Origin of the sequence: Pseudidiomarina taiwanensis, assembly GCF_003987435.1 — a bacterium.
Classification (GTDB): domain Bacteria; phylum Pseudomonadota; class Gammaproteobacteria; order Enterobacterales; family Alteromonadaceae; genus Pseudidiomarina; species Pseudidiomarina taiwanensis.
On the sequence record NZ_PIQG01000002.1, the window covers coordinates 96,214 to 115,370 of the forward strand.

A 19,157-nucleotide genomic window follows, 5' to 3' on the forward strand; every position below is an offset into this window, starting at 1 on the left:
TCAATAAATGGCTGCGTAGCTTAGCACAGATGAAAAGATTTCTGTTATCATTCGCCCCGAAAATGATGCACCCATGAGGATTCTATGAGCACCAGCGAGACGGTAAAAATCGGCTTATTTTACGGCTCAACCACTTGTTTTACGGAGATTGCAGCGGAAAAAATTCAGGCGCAATTTGCCCCCGGACAAGTCGAGCTGTTTAATATCAAGGACACTCCGTTACAGGCGTGCGAGGATTATGCCGTCATTATTTTTGGTTTATCGACTTGGGATTTCGGTGAAATCCAAGAAGATTGGGAGAGCCATTGGAGCGATATCCAGCAGCTGCAACTGAATAATAAAATCGTCGCCCTATTCGGAATGGGCGACCAAGTAGGCTACACCGACTGGTTTCAAGATGCGCTTGGCATGTTGCACGATGAACTCGCCAGCCACCCCACTACCCGCGAATGCATTCGCATCGGCTTTTGGCCCAACCAAGGCTACGAATTCAATGCCTCAAAAGCACTGACCCCAGATCAAGCCTACTTTGTTGGCTTGGCACTTGATGAAGATAGTCAGTATCAATTCAGTGAAGAGCGCATTGAAACATGGGTCACGCAACTCAAAGCTGAACTAGCTGAAATCCTCGACTAGACTGAACTGCTGTTGCCAAAATAGCCGTTGTTGTTGCTGTTCAGTGGCTGATAACGGCTGCGCCGGGCTATGCCCCCACACCGGACCGGGCCAGGCCGGATCATCCTGATGGCGCAGCAGCACATGCCAATGGAATTGGCGGACCACATTGCCAAGCGCCCCAAAATTGAGCTTATCCTCGGGCTGCTGATGTTTTAACACGTGACACACCCATTCAAGTTCGCGATAAAGCTGTTGCCGCTCGGCATCGGTTAAATCAAGCAATTCCACACAACCATCTACACGTGGCACTAAAATGCACCAGTTATAGCGCGCATCATTCATCCGCAACAATCGGCACAGCGGTAATTCTGCGAGTAACAGGGTGTCCTGCTCGAGTCGCTTATCCAGTTTGAATTTGCTATAACCTGCTGTATTCATATCTTATCCAACTTAACCGATTGTATGAGGCATTCTAATGCAAGCCACTGTAAAAGCTAGTCTGGTCAGCCTGATCCTGCTCTTGGCAACACTCACTCTCACCCCAGCCAAGGCTGAGGCTGAGACCAACAATGAACTCCCAAGTATTGGCGAATTCAGCCAAGCAATGCAGGAGCATAGCGGCTATTTCCGCTTTTTCTATGCACCGCAACAAGACAAAATTTATCTCGAAGTCCCCCGCCAAAACCAAACCTTTATTTTTCAAACCAGTTTACCTTGGGGGTTAGGCTCAAATGATATTGGCCTTGATCGCGGTCAATTAGGCGCAACCCGCTTAGCTCGCTTCATCATTGCTGGGAATAAAGTCTTACTGCAACAAGAAAACACCCAATTTCGCGCCCAAACCGCCAATGCTGCGGAACGCGCCAGCATCGATGAAGCCTTTGCCGACAGCGTAATTGCCGGCTTTACCGTGGTCGCGGCCGATAGCAATGCCGTGCTCATTGATTACACACCATTTTTGCTCAGCGATACTCACGGTGTGAGCACTCGGCTAGCACAAACGCAGCAAGGACAATTTAAAGTCGCACCAGAGCGTTCAATGGTTTTTCCTGCGCGCAGCAAGGCTTTCCCAGACAACACAGAACTCGAAGCCAAAGTAACCTTCACCGGAACCGGAACGGGGGCTTATTTACGCTCGGTTGCAGCCGACCCAGACCATCTCACCTTGCATCTTCATCATTCATTTATTCGCTTGCCGGATGATAACTATCAACCGCGCGCATTCTACCCGCAAAGTGGTTTTTGGTCCCATGATTTTCTCGATTACGCCGCCCCACTTGGACAATCCATGCAGGTGCAATATATTCCGCGTCATCGTTTCGACGGCTCTGAGCCGATCATTTACTATCTTGATCCAGGTGTTCCAGAGCCCGTTCGCACTGCGCTTTATGAAGGCGGCATGTGGTGGCGCGACGCATTTGCGGCACTCGGCTATGAGGATGCCTTTGAAATCCGTGAACTTCCGGCTGGAGCCGACCCCATGGACGTGCGCTATAACGTGATTCAATGGGTCCATCGCAGCACTCGGGGGTGGTCATATGGCTCGTCCATTATTGACCCGCGCACAGGTGAAATTCTCAAAGGTCATGTCACCCTGGGCTCGCTCCGCGTGCGTCAAGATATGTTGATTGCACAAGGCTTACTTGCTCCTTTTGCCGAACAATATTCGACGGCTGAGCAAGCGCAACTGCTGGCCGACATTGAAGCCATGGCGCTCGCGCGCATCCGCCAATTATCCGCCCATGAAATTGGCCATACCCTTGGTATCGCCCACAACTTCGCCGCGAGCACCGAGAATCGTAGTTCAGTGATGGATTATCCGCACCCATTGGTGCAATTAACTGCTGATGCGCAGGACTTAAGCCTTGCCAATGCGTATGCGGAAGGCATTGGCGCCTGGGATAAGCGCGTGATCGCCTATGGTTACAGTGATCAGCAACCAAGCGCAGTGATTGCCGAAAACAAAGCGTTAGGCTTTAGCTTTATCTCGGATCGCGACGCGCGTCCTGTAGGCGGTGCACATCCTACTGCACATTTGTGGGACAATGGCGAAAACCCAGCAGCAGAACTGACTCGCCTGTTGCAAGTGAGACGCCACGCAATCGATCAATTTGGTTTGGCTAATCTGGCCGAGCAACAACCCGTCAGCCGCTTGCAAGCATTATGGGTGCCGATTTATCTGTTGCACCGCTATCAAACTGAAGCGGCGGTGAAATTGATTGCCGGCGTTGATTATCAGTATGCCGTTAATGATGGTTCGGCAGTGGCTCAGCAAATTGTACCCGCGACCATGCAACGGCAGGCGTTACAAGCCTTAATGACGAGCCTCTCGCAAACCAACTTAACGGTTCCAACAGAAGTTCAGCAGTTGTTGTTACCGCTCGCTTATGGTGAGCCAAGCAGTCGCGAGTACTTTAGCGGTAACACCGGCTTAATCACTGATCCGCATGCGATGGCGGCCAGTCTGGTGCGCTTTACCCTCGACTTATTATTAAACCAACAGCGCTTAGAGCGGTTATTACAACAGCACGAGCAACTCGCCACGATACCTTCAGTGGCAGACGTTTTGGCGGCGTTAGAGGAAAATCTGATTGCCCCAGCCCGAGCTCAAACAAGCAGCTCGTTAAGCCAGCAAATTGCGCTCGAGACCCTGACCAGCGTCGCTCGCCAACATAAAGCGGCGCAGCGTCAACACGCTCTGCAAGCTCAATTCGTGCACTTTATGCAGCAACAGCAACGGTTGTGGTTGGCCGCTCCGAGCTCGCCGCAACGCTCACTTGCTTTACATGCACTTGAGCGTTGGTTTGCCGGGGATGAATGGCCACTCGACCCAGCGGCAGCGTTACCGCCGGGTTCACCGATTTAGTTCGGCTGAGCGAAAAAAGAGTCGCTATGCCAGCGCGGCCGCTCGGTCGCGTTGGCAATTTCTTGCCCAATAGCAAAGTTAATATTGGTAAACATCACACCCGCATCATAGCGAATCGGTAAGTCCGGGCTATCACTCGGTTGATGATAATGCTCGGCAAAGAACTTACCCCAAATCTCACCGCCATCTTCACCCTCATCCTGAGCAGTAAAGCCCGTCATCAGAAAGACAGCTGGAACACCTTTTTTAACAAAAGCATAGTGATCAGAGCGAGTGAAAATCGCTTGCTCAGGCATTGGATCTTCACTTAGCTCAATCCCAAATTGGCCCGCAGCTTTCGCAACCGCAGCTCCCATAGTCGAGTGATTCGAACCGAAGGCAATGACATCGGCAAAGTTATAGAGCAAGACCGGCATATCTAGATTGACGTTACCGACAATCTGGCCAAGCGGTACAGTTGGAAAATGAGCAAAATAATCAGCCCCCAACAAGCCCCGCTCCTCGGCAGTCACGGCCACGAATAGAATCGAACGGCGCGGCTTTTGTTCCGCTTCAGCAAATAAGCGCGCGGTTTCGAGCATTACCGAAACACCTGATGCATTGTCCATCGCACCATTATTAATGTGATCATCTTGGCTGAAATCTTCGGTGATGCCGATATGGTCCGAATGTGCGGTATAGAGCACATATTCATCCGCTAAAGCCGGGTCACTTCCAGGCAGAATCGCGGCAACATTCGGGCTTGAAATTTCTTCAAAGCGAGATGCGCGTCCAAGACTCGCAGTCATACCAAGGTCAAACCCACGAATTTCTTCACCGGCTTCTTGTTGCGCAAAAATCTGCTCGAGTTGCTGCGGTGCTGAACGAAATAAAGTGGTCGCCGCCTCATGATGGACATAGGCACTGGCAACGATGCTTTGGTAGGTTACGTTTGGTTCACCATTGGGTTGCAACCAGGTGACCCGAGGTGCACGTTGATACATAATGCTCACCTCATACGGGCGAACTTTCTCACGCTCCGGCGTATGAATGGTAATAATGCCCACTGCGCCGCGCTCAGCCGCGAAGCGCGTCTTGTTATTATTTAAGTGCGCACCTTCTTCACTTGGCAAATCCTCAGGGCGACCGGTTAACATCACCACAATCTTGCCCGCGACATCTAAGCCAGCGTAGTCATCTAAACCAAACCGCTCAGACACTAGACCATACCCCACAAATACCAGCGGCGCGGTAACTTCATCCTGTTCACTATAGACACTGGGACTAGTTAGAAACTGTTTCGGATAATTTAAACGCCCTGTCTGCCCGTTGGCATCTTCAAAACGAAAGCTGGCGGAATTTTCGACTAAATACGCGCGCCGAAATGGAATACGTTGATAATAGCTACCGTCATCGCCGGCAGGCTCTAATCCAAGTGCTTTGAATTGCGCAGCAATATAGTGTGATGCGATTTCGTGTCCTGCACTACCCGTATCGCGCCCTTCTAAGGCATCGCTCGCCAAAAATTCAAGATGCGCTTGCAGCACCTCAGCTTTTGCACTGGCCGCCTCGGTCTGAGTCGATGGCGCCTCTGTGCACGCAACCAACGCTAAACAAGCGCTACCGAGCAGCCACGCCTTAACCATGGGAGAGTTCATTGATTGAGTCCTTTTTTCTTTGCAATTAAGGAAGTTACCTACTGGATATTATGCCCAGACTTGGCCGACAGGGCTAGCGTAGATGGAAAATTGTTGCAGCAGCCAGAAAATAAATGTAATGTTATATTATTACATTTGCTTGGGTTTAATTTGATTTACTTTACCGAGGTTAATCATGCAGTTTAAAAAGTCAGCGGTTACTCTTGCGCTTACCAGCGCTCTATTTGCTCCGGTCATGGTCAGTGCGCAACAAGTTAGCGAAGCCGTTGCCACCGAACAAGAGGAAACAACCCCAGTTAAACCAACTGAGGTGATTCAAATTACCGCCTCTCCACTTGCCCGAACTGTTTTAGATTCAGCTCAACCGATCAGTGTCATTTCAGGTGATGAGCTGGCCGAGCGTCATGCGCACACGCTTGGTGAGACATTGGCACAAGAGCCCGGAATCAATAACTCTCACTTCGGTGGTGTCGTCGGTAGCCCAATTATTCGTGGTCTTGACGGCCCACGCGTCAAAATCACTCAAAATGGTCTAGATACCGCTGACGTATCACGCGCCAGCCCAGACCACGCCGTAACAACTGAAACATCCATCGCTCAGCAAGTCGAAATTCTGCGCGGTCCGGCGACCCTACTGTACGGCAGCGGTGCCATCGGTGGCGTCGTCAACGTGGTCGATAATCGCATTGCGCAAGACTTTATCGGTGGTCAAGAAGGTCATTTTGATCTCGGTTTGAACACTGCCAGCGAACAGCGTGAAGGAAGCCTGAGTTTCTCCTCAGATGTTGGCTCAATGGTATTTCATGCAGACGCTTTCGCCCGCAGCAGTGAAGACTATTCAACTCCCAGCTTTACCAACGATGAGGGCGAAGTGGTCGATAAAGTCGAGAACTCCTTTATCAATGCACAAGGTGCAACCGTTGGCTTAAGTTATATCTTTGATACTGGCTACTTTGGGGTATCTTTTGGCCGCATGGAACAAGAGTACGGGATCCCAGGCCATGGTCATCATCACCACGATGAGCATGAAGGCGAAGAACATGCCGAAGAAGAGCATCATGAAGAAGAAGCGGGTCCATTTGCTGATCTTTGGCAAAACCGTACGCAAATTCATGGCGGCTGGATGAACCCTGTTAATGGTATCGAAAAGCTCGAGTTACGCTACGCTTTTACGGATTATCAGCATCAAGAAATTGAAGGTATCGAAGCTGCGAGCACCTTCCAAAATGAGCAACAAGAATTACGTTTAATTGCGACTCATGCGCCACTCGGCGAGTGGAATGGCGCAATTGGCTACCACTTCTTTGACCAAGAGCTGAATGCGTTTGGTGAAGAAGCTTACACACCGCCATCGACCAGCACCCGTAACGGTTTATTCTGGTTACTCGAGCGCAGCTATGGCGACCTCAATGTGCAAACGGGTCTGCGCTATGAGCAAGTTGACTTGAGCGCTCCAACACTTAACAACCTCGCTTTAAACTCGCTCAGCTTTGAGCCCATTTCAGCATCATTAGGCTTTACGTATCAGTGGCTGCCAGAATTACAAGTCGCGGTGAACTATAGCCATGCAGAGCGGGCTCCAGCCGGTAATGAAGTCTATGCAAATGGCGCTCACCTGGCGACTCAAACCTACGAGATCGGTTTGGCGTATGAACTGCACGAGGAAGGCGAGCATGAGTATCACATTGAAGCAGTGAACATGCGTCCTGAGATGGAAGTTTCAAATAACTTCGATCTCGGTTTTCATATCGAGCAGGATAACTTCCACTTCCAGTACAACCTGTTCTACAACCGCGTAGATGATTATATTTTTGAAGCCTACACAGGCGTCAACAACATGGATCTTCACAGCGAGCACGCTGAAGAAGAGCACGCACATGACGAGCACGCACACGAAGAGGAAGCACACGACCATAGCGAGGGCCTTGCTGTCGTCGCCTTCGTACAGCGTGATGTTGAGTTATTCGGCTACGAAATGAGCGCTGACTACGCCTTCAATGAAGCTTGGAAAGTGAATGTCTTCAGCGATTACATTCGTGCCCGTGCGCGCGATGGCTCAGGTGATTTACCGCGCATTCCAGCACAACGGATCGGAACTGAATTTGAGTTCAGCCAGCAACAGTGGGTGGCGAAATTTGGTTACACCTGGCATGGCGAGCAAAATCAAATTAGCGTCAATGAAACACCAACGGATAGCTTTGGCCTGCTACACGCACAAGTCAACTGGTACCCGCAGGCCTTCAGTGACTATAACTTGAGTGTTTACGCTAAAGGCGAAAACCTTACCGATGAGTTAGGCCTGATGCACACCTCATTCCTGAAAGAAGACGCACCATTGCGTGGTCGCAATTTCAGTATTGGCGTCCGAGGCTCGTTCTAACGCGCGTTAATTCGCCTACATTAAGCGCAAACATAACGCGGTCTATCGCAGCTCATGCGAGACCGCGTTTTATTTTGGTACGCTATATACAGTTTACTGAGAATCACGTTTCTGGAGCCTGTGATGCAACCGAACCGCCTGCTTTACTCGACCGTGCTTGCTGTCATGCTGATCTTCAGCTCAGTGGCGCATGGGCAAAGCAAGCCAGCGCAAGCGCTCACCATTGAACGCATTTTCTCAGCCCCCGCGCTCGACACCGCAGCGCCAACTCAACTTAAATTTTCTCCGGATGAGACGCTGCTCACCTATCTGAAAGGCTCAGAGCAAGCGCCCGATGTGCTCGACTTATGGGTGTATGATTTAAAAGCTCAGCAACATCGTTTGCTGTTGGCGGCCACTGAACTGGTCACCGATGTCACTGCCATGTCGGCAGCGGAGCAAGCTCGGCGTGAGCGCCTGCGGATCCGCAATAGCGGTATCGTCGATTATCGCTGGTCACCAAAGGGCGATGCGTTATTGATCCCGATTGCGGGGCAACTGTTTTTATATCGCTTGAATCCAACTTCTGAAGTTCCAGCGCTACAGACGCTAACCAGCGCCGAGCAGCAGGCGACCGATGCCGGTTTTTCGCCGCAAGGGCGCTTTATTAGCTTTATTGAAGCGGGAAATTTGTGGGCTTTTGATACCGAACAAAACAAGCAAATCCAACTCACCACCGGGGCTTCCCGCAAAATCAGTTATGGCGTTGCCGAGTTTGTTGCGCAAGAAGAGATGAAGCGCATGACTGGCTACTGGTGGGCCAGTGATGAACAACATATTGCGCTCACGCGGGTCGATGTGCGCCCGGTTGGAGTCAAAACGCGCGTCGATATCTATGCTGATCGTAGCGAGTTAGTGAAACAGCGCTACCCCGCCGCTGGTGAAGCAAATGCCGCGGTTGATCTTGGCGTATTGAATCTGAGCGACCGCACCATCAACTGGTTGGAACTCGAGCAGCGTTACGGGGATGGCTATTTGGCGCGGGTAAATTGGGTGCCGCAGCGAAATATCCTGACTTATCAATGGCAAAATCGCAGCCAATCTGAGCTCACCTTGTGGCGCTATGACCTCGCTAGCACTGAACATCAGCGTATTTTACAAGAAACCAGTGAGTACTGGATTAACTTGCACGATGACTTACACTTCTTGAGCAATAGCCCACACTTTATCTGGGCTTCGGCGCGCTCAGGCTTCAAACATCTGTATCTCTATCGGCTCGATGGCACCCTCATTCGGCAATTGACCAGTGGCGAATGGCAAGTTGATCAACTTGAAGCTGTGGATGAAACTGCTGGACTGTTCTATTTTTCCGGGCGCAAAGACAGCGCAATCGAGCGCCATTTATACCGCTCAAGCTTGGCCACCAAAACCCCAAGCCAACCGACCCGGTTGAGCCAGCGGGATGGCTATCATCAATTTAGCTTCAGTCGCTCAGCGCAAGCTTATGTGAGTTATTTTTCCAATACCGAGCAGCCCCCGCAAGTGAGTTTGCATGGTCCATCTGGCGAGCGCTTGACCTGGATTCATGAGAATCAAATTACCCCAGATCATCCGTTAGCTGACTATATCGATCAGTTTGGTACAACTCAGTTTGGCGAGCTTCAAGCTGCCGATGGCCAGACTCTTTATTATCAAATGACCACGCCACAGGTATTGGCCGACAATAAGCGCTATCCCGCGGTGGTTTTAGTCTATGGCGGTCCGCGCGCCCAGCGTGTCCTGAACCGCTGGGGGAGCTACTTTACCCAATACCTCGTCCAACAAGGCTATGTTGTATTCCAACTCGATAACCGGGGTAGTGGCAATCGCGGCAATCGTTTTGAACAAGGCATTTACCGCCAATTAAGTCAGCTCGAAGTTGCTGATCAGCGCTTGGGAGCCGAGTATTTGCGTTCGCTCCCCTATATTGATCCAGAACGGATCGGCGTATTCGGCCACAGTTATGGTGGTTATATGGCCTTGCACTTGATTCTGCGGGCCGACGACGTCTTTGCTGCTGCCGTTGCCGGTGCACCTGTCACCGATTGGGCCTTGTATGATACCCATTACACCGAGCGCTACATGGGCACACCGCAGGACAACCCTGAAGGGTACCGAGCTGCGAATGTGATGAGCTATGCCAGCCAATTAAAGCGACCTTTACTGGTATATCACGGCATGGCCGATGACAACGTTCTCTACAGTCATACCGCAATGCTGTCTTATGCCCTGCAACAAGCGATGTTACCGTTTGAGTTGATGGCCTACCCAGGTAAGCAACATGGACTGCGCGGACGTGAAACCAATATTCATCGTTATCAATTGATTGCCGACTTCTTTGATCGCCATTTACGCTAAATATGCTAGGCTAGCGTAATTAATCAGCAAGGAGTTGTCCGATGAATTTCTTATCAAGGCGTTTGGTCATGCCAAACGATCTCAACTTTGCTGGCTCTCTGTTCGGGGGCCGTATTCTCGAATGGATTGATGAAGAGGCATATATCTACGCCGCTTGTCAGCTTGATGCAAAAAGTTTAGTGACCAAGCACATTGGTGCGATTAGCTTCGAATCGTCGGCTTATCAAGGCGACGTGGTGGAGTTTGGACTGGGTGTCAAAGCGGCCGGTAAAACCTCGATCACCCTCACCTGCGTAGTACGTAACAAACAAACCAAGCAGACCATTTGTGTGGCGGACGATATTGTTTTTGTGCATATCGACCCGAACACTCGTAAACCGCTTGCACACGGTAAAACCAAACAAGATTTAGATGCGATTAAAATAGAAACGCCGGCGTAATGCCGGCGTTATTATCGGAACAAGCCATTAGCTGGTCATATCGTTATACAAGGTGCGGATCCAACGCTCTTCGTTGATAAAGCCCCACGACCAGTCTTGCCATTGCTCAGCTAAGCCCTGCTCAACCATCTGCTCAACGGTTAATCCGTCTAACATCATCAAGCGAACTTCTTCGCGCGTCATCACAATCATTGAGACCAAACGCTGCCAATCGGCTTTGTTGGCAAGGCTACCGTGGCCAGGAATAATTTGCGTGTCATCCGCTAGCATCGCCATGGTGTGCTCAATTGCATCGATATAGCCTTGCACTGTCCCGCCTGAGTTGAGGTCAATAAACGGGAAACGATCTTTGAAGAATAAGTCACCGGCGTGGATCACATTCTCATCGGCAAACCACACCACGGCATCATTGTCGGTATGCGCAGTAGGAAAATGTTGTAACTGCAACATATCACCAGCAACGCGCAGGCTGAGCTTGTCGCTGAAGGTAATCGTCGGGGCACCAACAGGGTCAAAATTTTCATCATTCATGACGCGTGGCACAACTTTTTCATGAGCGACGACCACGGCACCGGCGGCAACGAAATTAGCATTGCCATCAACATGATCACGATGATGGTGGGTATTCACTAACAGTTTTAATGGCTGTTGGGTAATATCCCGTAATGCTGCCAAAATTTTATCGGAAATGGCCGCATATTGGGCATCCACCATGACCACGCCATCGTCCCCCACAAACAGACCAATGTTGCCACCGGCTCCAGTGACCATATAGACCTTATCGGAGAGTTGTTGAGCTTTCACTTCAACATCTGCCATGGTCGCTTGTGCCTGCGCTGCAGGCGCCAATAAGGCCGTTCCGGTAATCATGGCTAAGGTCAAGACTAGCGCTGTTCGCATTTTGCTCATCTTCAAATCCTCTGTCGTTGATCAATGCCGAGCAGCGCTCGGTCGCACTACTCTAGCGTTGTAAATAATAATCCGCCAAGCAGCCCACTGGCGCTGCTGTCGGTTTTCCATGTTGCCAGTCACCGCCCTCAACACCACTGCCAGCGATATCAACATGAATGTAAGGTAAGGGGGTGTTGCTCCCCACACCGTGTTGTTCAAGGCCTGCTGCAATCGATAAAAACGCAGCAGGGAACTGATGCCCGCGAACGGTCGTCGCTGACGGTCCGTTATTACTCGAGAGGACATCATCAGCACGGGTACGTGCTTTCACCATGGCATAATCTTCGCGCCGCAACCAACTGATTTCAGCCGGATCGCCTGCTTGTTCACCCGCTTCGAATAAACCTTCAGCTAATCTCGCAGAGCGAGCCACAGCGTTGGGGACCAAAGCCGTGTATGGCCCTTTGGCAAGTGCCGCATGACCGGTTAAAGTCGCCACGCTAAACAATTGTGGCTTAACGCTGCTGAGCGCGCGCTCACGGAGATGCGACAATAAATCAGCCAACACCAGACGCCCTTCTGCATCGGTATTACCGATACGAACCCGAACGCCGCTGTGCGCAGTGATGATCTCGTCCGCTACAAAAGCATCAGCACCGATACTATTACGCACACAACCGAGTTCCGCGATCACATTGATATCCTTTGGTGCCATTGCTGCGACGGTTTTAACAAAGCCGGCAACACCTGCAGCACCACCTTTATCACGACTCATCCCAGCCATATGGCCGCCGGTTTTGAGGTCTGCACCACCGGTGTCGTAGACGATTCCTTTACCTGCCATGAGCAAGGTTTGCGCGGCTGTTGGAGTAGTGTATTCAAGCCGAATAACACAGGGCCAATGGCGCTCAACCCCAAGCGACGCGCGTGCCACCGACATCAACAAAGGATAGTCACGCTGTAAGGTGGGGATATCGTCAATCACGGTCACTTGCACTGGCGTGCCGGCAAAGACTTGCTGACAATACTCTGCAAACTGCTTCGGCGCCATCCGCTCCGGCTCGGTGCCCGCCAAGTCGCGGGCAACGCGCTTGCCGGCTTCAACTGCTGTAAGCCACTGCGCATCAACTGCTGCAATCAAACCAATCCGAGTGATAGGTTCTAATTCCTCTTCACCATACGCTTCGCGTGCTTCAAGTGGTTGATATACGGCCTGGCAAAAGCCCCAATACGCCAACGCCTCGGCTTGGCTAAATTGCGCTTGCTCAGGAACCCCAAAAACGACCAGCAACGGCGCCTTTACGCCTGCAGCACTGCACAATTTTGCGGCATCTGCGGCGGCTGAACTTATACTTCTAGCATCCGCATAATCATTGCTCAAATCGCCCGTTGGCGCGCAAATCAAGCGCCCACCAGCAACATCGGCAGCAACCAGAATCGGGTGTTGGCCAAGCCGTTGGTCAAATTGTCGTGCTTGCTTCACGCTGTCGCTAAATTCTGCCGGAATGTGCTGATTAAAGTCACCGAGTAACACCACCGCATCAAAATCTTGTGCCAATGCCTCTGAGTAACTTGCAAAAATCTCTACTTGTGGGAATGCCATCTATAGGTCTCCTTAGCCACGACGACGCCAGCGCGTCCCCTCGGCAGTATCTTCTAATTCAATGCCAAGCGCAGTGAGTTGATCACGAGCCGCATCAGCTCGAGCCCAATCTTTGGCTGCGCGCGCTTCATTGCGCTCGGTAATCAAGGCTTCAATCTGTGCCACATCGTCGGCATCCGCGCGACCACCTTGCAAAAAGGCTTCAGGCTCTTGCTCGAGCAAACCGAGCATAGCGGCAAGATGTTTCAGAACTGCGGCAAGTTTTTGTTTATCTTGCGGCTGCTCAGCACGGTTCACTTGGCGGGCTAAATCAAATAATACCGCCAAGGCTTCAGGAACGTTAAAATCATCCTGCATCGCCGCATGAAACGCTTGCTGCTGTTCAGTTGCGATCTGCTCCAGATCGACGTTCACAGCCTCTACTCCACGCAAGGCAGTGTAGAGTCGTTCCAGCGCAGCATGAGCCTGCTCTAAATTGTCCGTGGTGTAATTCAATTGCGAGCGATAATGGCTCGAGAGCAGAAAGTAACGCACGGTTTCAGCATCGTACTGTGCCAGCACATCACGAATGGTGAAAAAGTTACCAAGTGATTTAGACATTTTCACTTCGTCGACTTGGACCATACCGCTGTGCATCCAATAATTGACATATTGACCGTGATTGGCACAGCAACTCTGCGCCACCTCGTTTTCATGGTGCGGGAAGATCAAATCCGAACCGCCACCGTGGATATCGAAATGGGCGCCGAGGTGGCGTTTGTTCATCGCTGAACATTCAATATGCCAACCCGGACGGCCCTCGCCCCAAGGTGATGCCCAGCTCGGCTCGCCTGCTTTAGCGCGTTTCCAGAGAACGAAATCGAGTGGATCTTTTTTACTCTGAGTCACTTCAACGCGAGCGCCGGCCTGCAACTGCTCTAAATCTTGGCGACTCAAAGCACCATAATTAGAGAAGGTTTTAACCGCAAACAAAACATCACCGTCATCGGCCACATAAGCATGACCTTTATCGAGCAAGTCTTGAATCATCTGGATGATGTCATCCATATGCCCGGTCACCGTCGGTTCAATATCCGGTTCAAGTAAATTCAACGCAGCGAAATCATCATGCATAGCACGGGTAAAGCGTTCGGTGACCGCATCAATAGATTCATTATTTTCATTGGCACGGCGAATAATCTTGTCATCCACATCGGTAATGTTGCGGACATAGGTGACCTGATAGCCGAGCGCACGCAAGTAACGCACCACCACATCGAACGAGACATAAGTCCGCGCGTGGCCGATGTGACAGTAGTCATAAATGGTCACCCCGCAAACATACAGTTTGACGGTCCCTGCGGTAATGGGCTTAAACACTTCTTTTTTGCGCGTCAGGGTATTAAACAAGGTTAGCATCGAAAGTTCCTATCAAATGTCGCTGCGGAGACCAAAAATAAGGGTCATATGATACCGCATGGTGTAGCCTTGTCACAAACAGTGCTAAACTATTTTGAGTTTGCTTTTAATTAAGCTCGAGCCGTGTCGAGCGCCTTTTTAAACGGAGTGAGAAAATGCACGTTAAATTAACCACCAACCATGGCGATATCACCCTTAACCTTTTCGCTGATAAAGCCCCCGAAACCGTTGCTAACTTTGTTCAGTATGTAAAAGACGGCTTCTACAATGGCACGCTTTTTCATCGGGTGATTAAAGGCTTTATGATTCAAGGCGGTGGCATGGACCAAGAGTTCGTTCAAAAAGAAACCCGCGCCCCAATCAAAAACGAAGCCAACAATGGGCTGGCCAATAATGTCGGCACCATCGCTATGGCGCGTACTCAAGACCCTCATTCAGCGACAGCTCAATTTTTCATTAACGTCGCTAATAATGATTTTCTCAACTTCAAAAATGAAAGCGTTGGCGGCTGGGGCTATTGTGTCTTTGGCGAAGTCAGCGAAGGTATGGATGTGGTGCAAAAAATTGAAGCGGTGCGCACCACTTCACGGAGCTTCCATCAAGACGTGCCTTACGAAGATGTTGTAATTGAGTCTGCAGTCGTCATCGACTAAGCGACGACTGATGGCAACCTGGTTTATCTCAGACCTGCATCTGAGCCCCAGTCGCCCGGATATAACCGAGCTGTTCGAACGCTTTTGCCAGCAATTAAAAGCTGGCGAACAGCTCTATATTCTTGGCGACTTGGTCGATGCTTGGCTTGGGGATGATGATCAGAGTCCATTTGCCAATGCCCTGCGCCAAACTCTTGCTAAACTAGTTACGCGCAGGGTTGAGGTGTTTTTTATGGCAGGCAATCGTGACTTTTTAATCGGTCACCGATTTGCTGCCGATACCGGCATTACCGTGTTACCCGAACCACACAAACTAGAGCTCTGCGGCCAACCCACCCTGTTACTCCATGGCGATAGCCTTTGCACTGATGACGTCAGTTATCAACGCTTTCGGCGCATCATTCGCCAGCGCTGGCTGATTAAGTTGCTATTGAGTTTACCGCTGCGCTTGCGGATGCGGATTGCCACTAAACTGCGGGCTGCCTCAAAAACTCAGCAACCCCTCACCAGCGCGCAACTGGCCATCATGGATGTGAATCAAAGCAGTGTGAAGTCTTGCTTTGCCGAGCATCAAATCACGCTTATGATCCACGGCCACACGCACCGTCCCGCCATCCATCAAGAGCACTACGGGACTCGTATTGTGCTTGGCGATTGGTACCAGCAAGGGAGTATGTTGCGGGTGGACGAAAACGGCTACGAATTACTCAGTCAACCGCTGCCGACCGCAAACCATTAAGCAGCCGCCTCGGTGCTCGTGAGTGCGCTCGCGGGGACCCCACTGTGGAATCTTAATTGGCTATCTTCCGCTTCAATCAAGCCTGCTTCACAGGCGCGAAAATCAGCCACCCGCTGTGCAATCTCATCAGCACTCGCGTAGTTTTGCGCTAAGCTTAAATAATCTTGGTAGTGACGCGCCTCTGAGCGTAACAACGACGTGTAGAAGCGACTTAAATCGTCATCGACCACCGCCGCTAAAGCCGCAAAGCGCTCACACGAACGGGCCTCGATAAATGCCCCACAAATCAACTTATCCACTAAGGTCGCGGGTTCATGGGTGCGAACTTCACGAAACAGCCCGCGGGCATAACGGCTTGAAGTCAGGTGCTGATAGTCGATGCCGCGCGCTTCGAGAATCTCTAGTACTTGAAAAAAGTGATGTAACTCTTCTTTAATCAGCAGCACCATCTTTTCGATTAACTCGCTTTGTTCGCTGCTTTCGGTGCGCGGCAACATCGCCTTGGTGAGCCTATTTTGCTCCGCCAGTTGGTGCCAATCACCAATTTGCCGGTAGGTGAAATCCTCATAGGGTTTCAGCCACGCGAGTAAGGCTTTACCGCTTTCATCATCCACCGCATAACGTCGAATCAACAGCATCGCCGACTGTGCCGCTTTCAATTCACAGTTTGCATGGTCAATCAATAGCGTGGGCAAATGCTCAGGACGACGGGCCAGCTCGATCCATGCCTGCGGTGTTTTACAACCGAGGAACGCGTGGATAGGTGTAAGTAATTCTTTATAGGACATTCGGTACCGCTTAAAAGTTAATCAGAAAACTGCTTGACTCTCGATAAAATCCGACCAATATAGAAGTTAAGCCGAAAAAAATAATCGGTTCATAACGCTAATAATAACAATAAAACTTTAGAACAACGAAACGAAGTTGAGGTCTGTCATGATTTTGAATCATATTTGGGGGCTATACGCTCACCCGCTCAAAGAATGGAAAACAATCGACGAGCGGCATGAATCCATGCCCTATGCGCTCAGCCACATTCTCCTGATTGCCCTGATCCCATGTGCTATCGCATATTACGCATCAGTTCACATTGGTTGGAACATTGGCGCCCGTGATACCACCTTTTTAACCGCTGAAAGTGCAACTATGATGGCCGTTGCCATGTACCTCGGTATTATCGTCGGCTGCTTTGCGCTCGGTTACCTGATTCACTGGATGGCCAAAACATTTGGCGCCAAGCCAACCTTCACCCAATCATTTGAGTTGGCCGCTTACACTGCAACACCTGCAATCATGTCAGGTGTCGGCGCTTTATACCCTGAACTTTGGTTCATCACTATGGTATTCCTCGCCGGTATCGCCTACTCGGTGTACTTGCTCTACACTGGTGTACCGATTTTGATGCATATCCCAGAAGAGCGCGGCTTTATCTACGCCAGTTCAGTCGTCACTGCTGGATTAATTATGTTGGTCGTACTTATGGTGACTTCTGCCATTATCTGGACCAACGGGTTTATGCCACAATACGTTGGCTAAAGACTCTTTGATTCGTTGAATAAAGCCACCCCTGCGGTGGCTTTTTCATTTCCTGACTAGGGTCAAAGCCGATTATCTGATAGGCTAAAGCCCGTCTCATAATTGCAATATAGCAGGATAAACAATGCAGAATAATGACAATAAATTGAGCCTGACCACTCGCATCGTCATCGGGATGCTCGCCGGTATCGCAGTTGGCGTACTGCTTAAATTAGCATTCCCCGACAACACGCTCGTCGATGGTTACCTCACTAAAGGTTTATTCCACGTCATCGGCCAAATTTTTATTGCTTCGCTACAAATGATTGTAGTGCCCTTGGTATTTGTCTCCCTGGTCGTCGGGACCTGTTCATTGAGCGACCCGAGCAAACTCGGCCGCCTCGGTGGCAAGGCAGTCGGCTTATATCTGATTACCACCGCTATCGCCATTAGCTTTGCGATTTTCGCTGCGACCTTGGTGCAACCAGGCGTTGGTCTAGAACTTGCCACAGACGCGGTCTATGAGGCCAAAGCAGCGCCAAGTTTGGCTCAGGTGATTATTGATTTGTTCCCGAAAAACCCGTTCAACGCGATGGCCGATGGCAATATGCTACAAATCATCGTGTTCGCGCTGCTGTTTGGGATTGCGATGGCGTTAGTCGGTCCTGCCGGCGACCGCTTGAAGAACATGTTCGAAGATTTCAACACCGTCATTATGAAGCTGGTGGTGATCTTGATGAACATCGCACCTTATGGGGTGTTTGCCTTGATGGCGAAACTTTTCACCGAAACCGAGTTCGATACCATCATCAACCTAGGTCAGTATTTCTTACTGGTATTCGTGGTCTTGATTCTGCATGGCTTAGTGTCGTACTCAATTATTCTGAAGGGCATGACGGGCCTCAGTCCTCGCTTGTTCTTGCGCAAAATGCGCGAAGTACAGATCTTCGGTTTCTCCACCTCCAGCAGTAACGCCACCATGCCGGTGACGCTAGAAACCGTCACCAAGCGCCTTGGCGTACACAACCGAGTCGGTTCCTTTACCGTGCCTCTCGGTGCCACTATTAACATGGATGGCACCGCGATTATGCAAGGGGTTGCGACTGTCTTTATCGCTCAAGTCTACCTGGTTGATTTATCTATGGCGGACTACTTGATGGTGGTGTTGACTGCTACCCTTGCCTCAGTTGGCACCGCAGGTGTACCTGGCGTGGGCTTAATCATGCTGGCTATGGTGCTTGGCCAAGTTGGCCTGCCTGTTGAAGGGATTGGTTTGATTATTGGGGTCGACCGCTTGTTGGATATGACCCGTACTGCAGTCAACGTTACCGGCGATGCCATGGTGAGCGTGATTATTGCGAAAAGTGAAGGGGATTTGGATGTTGCGGTATTCAATGATCCGAACGCAGATATTGCAGCTCGCGATGTCGAATCACAATTGGAACAGCGTCGCAGTTAGCGACGCTGATGCCGTTCTCGGTTAAGTTGTTTCTGTTCCGCATTTTTACGAAACATCACATAGAGCGCACCGCGGCCACCATGCGCGCGTTGCGCACTATGAAACGCCATCACTGGCTCAAGTTCACGCAGCCACTTGTTGACATAACTTTTAATCAGCGCCGGATGAGGCTTAGAGTTCTTACCCATACCATGAATCACCAAACCTGACCGAACTCCGCTGCGATGACAATCTTGGACAAACTGATAAAGCGCCCGACGAGCCTCCTCGAGGGTGTGATGGTGCAAATTCAAACTCGCTTCGAGGCTGTATTGGCCCAGCCGCAAGCGCTTATAAACGCCATGCTGAACGCCATCACGACGAAAACTCAATAACTCGTCCGGCTCAACTAAGTCAACATACTCACGGCTTAAGAAGTTGGCATCTTCTTGCTCTTGCCGCTCAGCAGCCGCACGCCGTTGCTGTTGTGCTAACGTTGGTTCAAAGGCCGTGCGAATATCCGCGACTTCTTCCCCACTTAATGGCGTCACGCCCATCATTTCACGACGAAACAACTCGAATTCATCGCTCATGTCCGCTCTT

At 50.7% G+C, this 19,157-nt stretch carries 16 protein-coding genes; 9 read left to right on the forward strand and 7 right to left on the reverse strand.

The window, feature by feature from the left end; all coding sequences use genetic code 11:
- The first annotated feature begins 84 nt into the window (after positions 1–84).
- A complete protein-coding gene (gene fldB / locus CWI83_RS04390; RefSeq protein WP_126826280.1) occupies positions 85–636 on the forward strand; it encodes a flavodoxin FldB in 552 nt (183 codons plus the stop codon).
- On the opposite strand, the gene CWI83_RS04395 is transcribed toward fldB, so the two are convergent.
- A complete protein-coding gene (locus tag CWI83_RS04395; RefSeq protein ID WP_126826282.1) occupies positions 616–1,056 on the reverse strand; it encodes an HIT domain-containing protein in 441 nt (146 codons plus the stop codon). The two genes, fldB and CWI83_RS04395, sit on opposite strands and share 21 nt — an antisense overlap.
- Before the next feature lie 37 nt (positions 1,057–1,093).
- On the opposite strand from CWI83_RS04395, the gene CWI83_RS04400 reads away from it, so the two are divergent.
- Positions 1,094–3,484, forward strand: a complete 2,391-nt coding sequence (locus tag CWI83_RS04400) for a zinc-dependent metalloprotease (RefSeq protein ID WP_126826285.1) — start codon at positions 1,094–1,096, stop codon at positions 3,482–3,484.
- On the opposite strand, the gene CWI83_RS04405 is transcribed toward CWI83_RS04400, so the two are convergent.
- Positions 3,481–5,121 (reverse strand): M28 family metallopeptidase, encoded by a 1,641-nt coding sequence (locus CWI83_RS04405; protein ID WP_126826288.1) that lies wholly within the window; start codon positions 5,119–5,121, stop codon positions 3,481–3,483. The two genes, CWI83_RS04400 and CWI83_RS04405, sit on opposite strands and share 4 nt — an antisense overlap.
- Positions 5,122–5,296: 175 nt before the next feature.
- Between CWI83_RS04405 and CWI83_RS04410 the strand changes: the two genes are divergently transcribed.
- The 3 genes from CWI83_RS04410 to CWI83_RS04420 all read left to right on the forward strand — a co-directional run bounded on the left by CWI83_RS04410 (position 5,297) and on the right by CWI83_RS04420 (position 10,317).
- Positions 5,297–7,501, forward strand: a complete 2,205-nt coding sequence (locus CWI83_RS04410; RefSeq protein WP_126826291.1) for a TonB-dependent receptor — start codon at positions 5,297–5,299, stop codon at positions 7,499–7,501.
- A 123-nt stretch (positions 7,502–7,624) separates the two neighbouring features.
- Complete coding sequence (locus tag CWI83_RS04415) at positions 7,625–9,877, forward strand: S9 family peptidase (protein ID WP_126826293.1); 2,253 nt, start codon at positions 7,625–7,627, stop codon at positions 9,875–9,877.
- 41 nt (positions 9,878–9,918) lie between these two features.
- Entirely contained in the window at positions 9,919–10,317 is a 399-nt protein-coding gene (locus CWI83_RS04420; RefSeq protein WP_126826296.1) for an acyl-CoA thioesterase, read from the forward strand.
- A gap of 27 nt (positions 10,318–10,344) precedes the next feature.
- Here CWI83_RS04420 and CWI83_RS04425 read toward each other — a convergent pair whose 3' ends face one another.
- From CWI83_RS04425 to cysS, 3 genes are read right to left on the reverse strand one after another with little or no spacing between them, the layout of a single operon-like run.
- Positions 10,345–11,226 carry an MBL fold metallo-hydrolase gene (locus CWI83_RS04425; protein WP_126826299.1) on the reverse strand — a complete coding sequence of 294 codons (882 nt, stop codon included), beginning with the start codon at positions 11,224–11,226 and terminating at the stop codon, positions 10,345–10,347.
- Between the two features lie 52 nt (positions 11,227–11,278).
- Positions 11,279–12,811 (reverse strand): M17 family metallopeptidase, encoded by a 1,533-nt coding sequence (locus tag CWI83_RS04430; RefSeq protein WP_126826302.1) that lies wholly within the window; start codon positions 12,809–12,811, stop codon positions 11,279–11,281.
- A gap of 12 nt (positions 12,812–12,823) precedes the next feature.
- On the reverse strand, positions 12,824–14,209 hold the full coding sequence (cysS, locus tag CWI83_RS04435; protein ID WP_126826304.1) for a cysteine--tRNA ligase: 1,386 nt from the start codon (positions 14,207–14,209) through the stop codon (positions 12,824–12,826).
- Positions 14,210–14,364: 155 nt separating this feature from the next.
- On the opposite strand from cysS, the gene CWI83_RS04440 reads away from it, so the two are divergent.
- A complete protein-coding gene (locus CWI83_RS04440) occupies positions 14,365–14,862 on the forward strand; it encodes a peptidylprolyl isomerase (RefSeq protein ID WP_126826307.1) in 498 nt (165 codons plus the stop codon).
- Positions 14,863–14,872: 10 nt separating this feature from the next.
- On the forward strand, positions 14,873–15,601 hold the full coding sequence (locus CWI83_RS04445; RefSeq protein WP_126826309.1) for a UDP-2,3-diacylglucosamine diphosphatase: 729 nt from the start codon (positions 14,873–14,875) through the stop codon (positions 15,599–15,601).
- Here CWI83_RS04445 and miaE read toward each other — a convergent pair.
- On the reverse strand, positions 15,598–16,389 hold the full coding sequence (gene miaE / locus CWI83_RS04450; protein ID WP_126826312.1) for a tRNA isopentenyl-2-thiomethyl-A-37 hydroxylase MiaE: 792 nt from the start codon (positions 16,387–16,389) through the stop codon (positions 15,598–15,600). The two genes, CWI83_RS04445 and miaE, sit on opposite strands and share 4 nt — an antisense overlap.
- A gap of 148 nt (positions 16,390–16,537) precedes the next feature.
- On the opposite strand from miaE, the gene CWI83_RS04455 reads away from it, so the two are divergent.
- Both CWI83_RS04455 and CWI83_RS04460 read left to right on the forward strand, forming a co-directional pair.
- Entirely contained in the window at positions 16,538–17,137 is a 600-nt protein-coding gene (locus CWI83_RS04455; protein WP_126826315.1) for a Yip1 family protein, read from the forward strand.
- Between the two features lie 124 nt (positions 17,138–17,261).
- Positions 17,262–18,575 carry a dicarboxylate/amino acid:cation symporter gene (locus CWI83_RS04460; RefSeq protein ID WP_126826318.1) on the forward strand — a complete coding sequence of 438 codons (1,314 nt, stop codon included), beginning with the start codon at positions 17,262–17,264 and terminating at the stop codon, positions 18,573–18,575.
- Here CWI83_RS04460 and smrA read toward each other — a convergent pair.
- Positions 18,572–19,147 (reverse strand): DNA endonuclease SmrA, encoded by a 576-nt coding sequence (gene smrA / locus CWI83_RS04465; protein WP_126826320.1) that lies wholly within the window; start codon positions 19,145–19,147, stop codon positions 18,572–18,574. The two genes, CWI83_RS04460 and smrA, sit on opposite strands and share 4 nt — an antisense overlap.
- Positions 19,148–19,157: the final 10 nt, after the last annotated feature.

Coding starts and splice junctions, on each gene's coding strand:
- CWI83_RS04415 (WP_126826293.1), top strand. CDS start 7,625: ATGCAACCGAACCGCCTGCTTTACTCGACCGTGCTTGCTGTCATGCTG.
- CWI83_RS04455 (WP_126826315.1), top strand. CDS start 16,538: ATGATTTTGAATCATATTTGGGGGCTATACGCTCACCCGCTCAAAGAA.
- CWI83_RS04440 (WP_126826307.1), top strand. CDS start 14,365: ATGCACGTTAAATTAACCACCAACCATGGCGATATCACCCTTAACCTT.
- miaE (WP_126826312.1), bottom strand. CDS start 16,389: ATGTCCTATAAAGAATTACTTACACCTATCCACGCGTTCCTCGGTTGT.
- CWI83_RS04430 (WP_126826302.1), bottom strand. CDS start 12,811: ATGGCATTCCCACAAGTAGAGATTTTTGCAAGTTACTCAGAGGCATTG.
- CWI83_RS04395 (WP_126826282.1), bottom strand. CDS start 1,056: ATGAATACAGCAGGTTATAGCAAATTCAAACTGGATAAGCGACTCGAG.
- CWI83_RS04460 (WP_126826318.1), top strand. CDS start 17,262: ATGCAGAATAATGACAATAAATTGAGCCTGACCACTCGCATCGTCATC.
- CWI83_RS04445 (WP_126826309.1), top strand. CDS start 14,873: ATGGCAACCTGGTTTATCTCAGACCTGCATCTGAGCCCCAGTCGCCCG.
- CWI83_RS04425 (WP_126826299.1), bottom strand. CDS start 11,226: ATGAGCAAAATGCGAACAGCGCTAGTCTTGACCTTAGCCATGATTACC.
- smrA (WP_126826320.1), bottom strand. CDS start 19,147: ATGAGCGATGAATTCGAGTTGTTTCGTCGTGAAATGATGGGCGTGACG.
- CWI83_RS04410 (WP_126826291.1), top strand. CDS start 5,297: ATGCAGTTTAAAAAGTCAGCGGTTACTCTTGCGCTTACCAGCGCTCTA.
- CWI83_RS04405 (WP_126826288.1), bottom strand. CDS start 5,121: ATGAACTCTCCCATGGTTAAGGCGTGGCTGCTCGGTAGCGCTTGTTTA.
- cysS (WP_126826304.1), bottom strand. CDS start 14,209: ATGCTAACCTTGTTTAATACCCTGACGCGCAAAAAAGAAGTGTTTAAG.
- CWI83_RS04420 (WP_126826296.1), top strand. CDS start 9,919: ATGAATTTCTTATCAAGGCGTTTGGTCATGCCAAACGATCTCAACTTT.
- fldB (WP_126826280.1), top strand. CDS start 85: ATGAGCACCAGCGAGACGGTAAAAATCGGCTTATTTTACGGCTCAACC.
- CWI83_RS04400 (WP_126826285.1), top strand. CDS start 1,094: ATGCAAGCCACTGTAAAAGCTAGTCTGGTCAGCCTGATCCTGCTCTTG.